6 protein-coding genes are annotated in these 4702 nt (G+C 68.3%); 2 read left to right on the forward strand and 4 right to left on the reverse strand.

Annotated elements, in window-relative coordinates:
* Nucleotides 1–184: 184 nt before the first annotated feature.
* The 4 genes from OS124_RS0108360 to OS124_RS0108375 form a co-directional block, all read right to left on the reverse strand.
* Nucleotides 185–1333, reverse strand: a complete 1149-nt coding sequence (locus OS124_RS0108360) for an NAD(P)/FAD-dependent oxidoreductase (RefSeq protein ID WP_010139049.1) — start codon at nucleotides 1331–1333, stop codon at nucleotides 185–187.
* Nucleotides 1334–1413: 80 nt separating this feature from the next.
* Nucleotides 1414–1581, reverse strand: a complete 168-nt coding sequence (locus OS124_RS27360) for a hypothetical protein (protein WP_168161448.1) — start codon at nucleotides 1579–1581, stop codon at nucleotides 1414–1416.
* 11 nt (nucleotides 1582–1592) lie between these two features.
* A complete protein-coding gene (locus tag OS124_RS0108370; protein WP_010139050.1) occupies nucleotides 1593–2435 on the reverse strand; it encodes a hypothetical protein in 843 nt (280 codons plus the stop codon).
* A gap of 166 nt (nucleotides 2436–2601) precedes the next feature.
* On the reverse strand, nucleotides 2602–3360 hold the full coding sequence (locus tag OS124_RS0108375; protein WP_010139051.1) for a DUF1013 domain-containing protein: 759 nt from the start codon (nucleotides 3358–3360) through the stop codon (nucleotides 2602–2604).
* A gap of 161 nt (nucleotides 3361–3521) precedes the next feature.
* Here OS124_RS0108375 and OS124_RS0108380 point away from each other — a divergent pair, with 161 nt between their 5' ends.
* Nucleotides 3522–4181: a ribonuclease T2 family protein gene (locus OS124_RS0108380; protein ID WP_010139052.1), complete on the forward strand. Its 660-nt coding sequence runs from the start codon at nucleotides 3522–3524 to the stop codon at nucleotides 4179–4181.
* 63 nt (nucleotides 4182–4244) lie between these two features.
* A complete protein-coding gene (locus OS124_RS27365) occupies nucleotides 4245–4400 on the forward strand; it encodes a hypothetical protein (protein ID WP_010139053.1) in 156 nt (51 codons plus the stop codon).
* The last annotated feature ends 302 nt before the right edge of the window (nucleotides 4401–4702 follow it).

Raw genomic sequence — 4702 nt, forward strand, 5'->3', positions numbered from 1 at the left:
GTGTCGCCCATTGACCAAGGCCCCCTCCACCGCCCTGCAGCGAGGGGCCGCGGGGGCCTGCGTCCTTCCGCCTGTTGCGGCAGGTGCTCCTGTCCAGCACGGCACCGGAGTTCTCCGGCACCCCGGGTCCCTGCGCCACGCGACACCCTGGCAGCAGCTCCCCGCACCACGGGCAACCCCTGGACTATTCCTCGACCGCCGATTCCAGCGCCCAGTCGGGAAGGGCCTCGCCGGATGCCAGCAGCGCACCGAGGCGGCCCAGCTCGTCCGAGTTCTTCGCCGCCCGGCCGCTGCCGGCGAAGGCGGTGAAGAGGCGGTCGGACAGGGCCTCGAAGTGCGGGACCTTGCGAGGTGCGAAGGTGGTCACGCAGGCCGCGGACGTGGTCGACAGGATCTGCAGCGAGGGCACCCGGGCCCGCATCAGCCCCTCCAGCCGCGTCGCCACCACGGGATTGCCCGACGAGCGATACCAGGCGGTTAGCTCCTCCGGGGTGGTCAGGGCCACGTCGTCGACATCTCCGCCCATCTTCAGGTAGAGCTTGCCGTCCGGGTAGCGCACCGGCGGCAGCATGTAGGAATCCTCCAGCCCCGGCATCAGCGCGATCAGCGTCGGCATCCCGGAAAGGCGCTGCGCCTCCTCCTCCGAGACCTCGAAGAAGACCACGGTGCGGGCATAGACCTTGAAGGGCAGCCTCTCGCCCAGCAGGGCGCGGGTGAAGCCGCCGGTGGCCAGCAGCGCACGGTCGGCGGCAAGGCTCTGACCCGAGGCAACGTGCAGGGTGACCCCCGCGCCCGTCTCGTCCCAGCCGGTCACGTGATCGCGCAGCAGGCGGGCCCCGCCTGCCGTCGCCGCCGTGATCTGCGCCCTCACCATGGCGCGCGGACTGACCACCCCGGCAAGCTTCGGCTCGTAGAGGCCGACCATTCCGGGCTCGAAGGCGAACCAGGGGAAGGTCTCGGCCAGCTCGGCGCCCTGCAGCCTCTGGCAGGGCACCTGGTCGCGATGCCGCGTCCGCTCCAGCCGTTCCATCGCCGGCGCCCCTTCCGGCCCGGCCATCAGCGAGCCGACCTCCGAGAAGAAGGGCACCCCCGATGCGGCCTCGAGATCGCGATAGCGGGCGATGGAGGCACGGGAGGCGCGCGACCAGAAGGGCCAGGGATCAAGCTGGCGGGTGATCCGCCCCTCGTCGAAATGCGATCCGAAGGGGCCATCCCAGGTCGCCGCATCCGCGGGTTCCGCGGGGCCGACCAAGGTCACCTGGTGACCCATGGCGGTAAGGTGACGGGCGGCGGCCGAGCCGATCATTCCGGCTCCGATGACGGCGATATGCATGGGGGAAGTCCGTTTCCGAGAGTATCGGACCCGTTCTGCGCCCCGGTCCGGGGCTTTGCAAGGGCCGGGCGCGTCGGGCCCTAGTCCTTGTGGCGGCCGAACCAACCACCCGCAGAGGTGCACAGCACCACGCAGATCGTCACGATCCCCGCGTAGACGCGATCATTTTCTTCGATCAGCACCTCCGCCAGGGCGAAGCCCAGGACGATGCCCACCACGGTACCAAGCCCTGCGGTCCTGAGTTCCATCTTCCGCCTCCCTACCCGGCGTCGTCACTGCTGCCCAGGAACCCGAGCGCCAGCCCGATGCGCCGGTCCAGCCACCGCTGCGCTTCCCGCCGTGCCAGTTCGACGTTCCACGGGCCCTGCAACCAGAGCTCCGGACGCTTCTCGACTTCTGCCTGCCAATGCCGGAAATCGGTCCTGGCCTGGGCATAGGTGCTGGTGTTGCTGAGATCCGCCGCCAGGACCAGCACATCGCGGTGCCCCTTCCCGGCGCCGGGGTTCCAGGCCAGCAGGAAGGGGCCGCGTCCCCGGTCCAGATCGATCCAGTCGAAGCCGGCCCGACCGGCAGCCAGCTGCGCATCCGACACGGCGTCCTGGGCCGCCTGCAGGCCATAGTGCCTGGCTGCCAGCGCACAGGCCTCCGCATTGGCGTAACTGGGCATCGCCTCGATCTGGTCGGCGATCTTCTGGCTCTCGACAGGCAGGACGGTCACCACCTGCTTGTCCTCGTCGGCCTTGCCCTCGCCATAATCCTTCACCTCGGCCACGGAAGAAAGGCTGCCCCGGAAGGCACGACAGATCATCTCGAAGCGGTCGTAGTCTGCCTTGTCCACCGGTCTGTCGGGGAAGGCCAGAACCGCATATCCAAGGAAGCCCTCGGGCGGCAGGGAGCCGCCGGAGGCAAAGAGCCGCGAAACGTAGAGCTTGCCCTCTTCGCGCGCCGGGCCACCGCGCCTGCCGGTCAGCCAGCCGAAGAACCCGCCGGTGTCCTCGGCCACGACGACGGCGTCGACGTCGACGTCCTCGCCGGTCCGGGGCGGTGCCGCGCAGGCGGCAAGGGCAAGGCAGCAAAGCAGGGTGGCAGGAATGCGCATCATGGAAACCGGGCTCTGAAAATATCGTTCAATATAGCGTCAGCATACAGGCAGTTCGCGAAATTTCCACAGAAGCGTCCCGCCCTTGGACCAAAGCATTAAAAAACCCGCCCCGGCGATGCCTGGGCGGGCTTTTCGATCAGTCCTTCGACACGTCTCTCGACGGGGATCAATCCTCGTCGTCTTCGTCCTCGTCCCCACCCTTGGGCAGGTTGAAGAAGCTGTCGGCGTCCGGCACATCGTCGGATACCAGCGTGTCCTCGTCGTCGTCACCGGAGAGCGAGAAGGTCTCGAGACCCTCGATGGCGGTCGGCATGCGCGGCTCGGCCTCCATGTGCAGGCTCTGCTCGGTCGACAGCAGCTTGCGGCGCTCGTCGTCGGTCATGGCCTCGCCGCGCTTGGCCTTCTCGGCGGCGGCCTTCTGCACGGCGGCGTCCAGCTCGGTCTGCTTGCACAGGCCCAGGGCCACCGGGTCGATGGGCTGCATATTGGCGATGTTCCAGTGGGTGCGCTCGCGGATCGACTGGATCGTCGGCTTGGTGGTGCCGACCAGCTTCGAGATCTGGCCGTCGGAGAGCTCGGGGTGGAACTTCACCAGCCACAGGATCGAGTTCGGACGGTCCTGGCGCTTGGAGAGGGGCGTGTAGCGCGGGCCACGGCGCTTCTCCTCGCCGACGGCGGCGGCGTTGAACTTCAGCTTCAGCCTGTGAAGCGGGTCCTTCTCGGCCTTGTCGATCTCTTCCTGGGTCAGCTGGTTGTTGGTGATCGGGTCGAAGCCCTTCACGCCCTGCGCCACTTCGCCATCGGCGATACCCTGGATCTCAAGCTCGTGCATGCCGGTGAAATCGGCGATCTGCTTGAACGAGAGAGTGGTGTTGTCCACCAGCCAGACGGCGGTGGCCTTGGCCATGATCGGTTTGCCCTGCATGTCTCAACTCCTGAACAATGACGGCAACGGACCAGCCGGAAGATAAGTCTTTCCCGGGCCCTGGCCTTTCGGCCGGGGCGCATTGCCGGGGCAATGCAGGTTTCCGTTGTCGGGGAACTTGGCGGCTATATAGTCGGCCACGCCTGAAAATGGAAGAGCCTATGCGTCGCACCCTTCTGTCACTGCTTCTGCTGCTCCTGCCGCATGTGCTGAACGCCGAAGGAAACGGGGCGACAGGCCGGGCCGGCGGTGATGGGGCGGGGGCCTTCGACTACTACGTCATGGCGCTGAGCTGGTCGCCCGGCTACTGCGCCACCAGCGACAACCCCGAACAATGCGCCCCGGCGCGCCGGCTGGGCTGGATCCTGCACGGCCTCTGGCCCCAGCACGAGACAGGCTATCCCCGTGACTGCCGCAGTGCCGAGGCCCCGCCCTCGCGCCGCCAGACCGCCGCCATGGCCGACATCATGGGCACCGGCGGACTGGCCTGGCATGAATGGCAGGCCCATGGCACCTGCTCGGGCCTCCCGGCAGCGGACTACTTCGCCCTGTCGCGGCGTGCCTACGACAGCGTCACCCGCCCGCCGGTCCTGCGCGCGCTGACGGAGGACATCCGCCTGCCCGCCCGGGTGATCGAAGAGGCCTTCCTCGAGGCCAACCCGGCGCTGAGCGCCGAGGGGGTCACCGTCACCTGCCGCGACAACCGCATCCGCGAGGTCCGCATCTGCCTGACGAAGGACCTGCAACCGCGGGCCTGCGGTGCGGATGTGGCGCGCGACTGTACGGCCGGCTCGGCGCTGTTCGACGCCATCGGCGGCTAGGCAGGCCCCTTGACTGGGGCGGTCCCTTGCGCGCTATCCTGCTCCCGGGATGTGGAGGACACCATGCATTTCAGGATCTTCGTGGCGGTATTGGCCGCCCTGTTCACCCTTGGCGCCACCCTGCCGGCCTCGGCCCATGGCGGCGGCTGCCGCAAGAGCTCTCCGCCCGGCCAGTGCTGCCACATGGAGAAGGCGACGGGCCGGGCCCACTGCCACTGACACCCGGCCGCGCAGAGACAGTTCCCAGAATGGGCCTGCTGGTGCACTATGCCCCCGGGCGGGCCGTTCCGCCCGGGGCCGGGCTCCATTCCACCCGGCTTCAGGATGTTTCTGAAAGGTATTTCCGATGAAGACCTCTGTTGTCACCGCCGCCGCGCTGGCGCTCGTCCTGGCCTCGGCTCCGCTGCGGGCCGATCCTGTCACCGAGGCCCTCGAAAGCGCGATGGAGACCTATGCCAAGGGCGACCTCGGCATGACCGCCGCCCGCCTCACCGAGGCTCAGAAGGCCGTCGCCGCGCTGC

This window comes from Oceanicola sp. S124 (assembly GCF_000220565.1).
In the GTDB taxonomy this organism is placed as follows: domain Bacteria; phylum Pseudomonadota; class Alphaproteobacteria; order Rhodobacterales; family Rhodobacteraceae; genus Pseudooceanicola.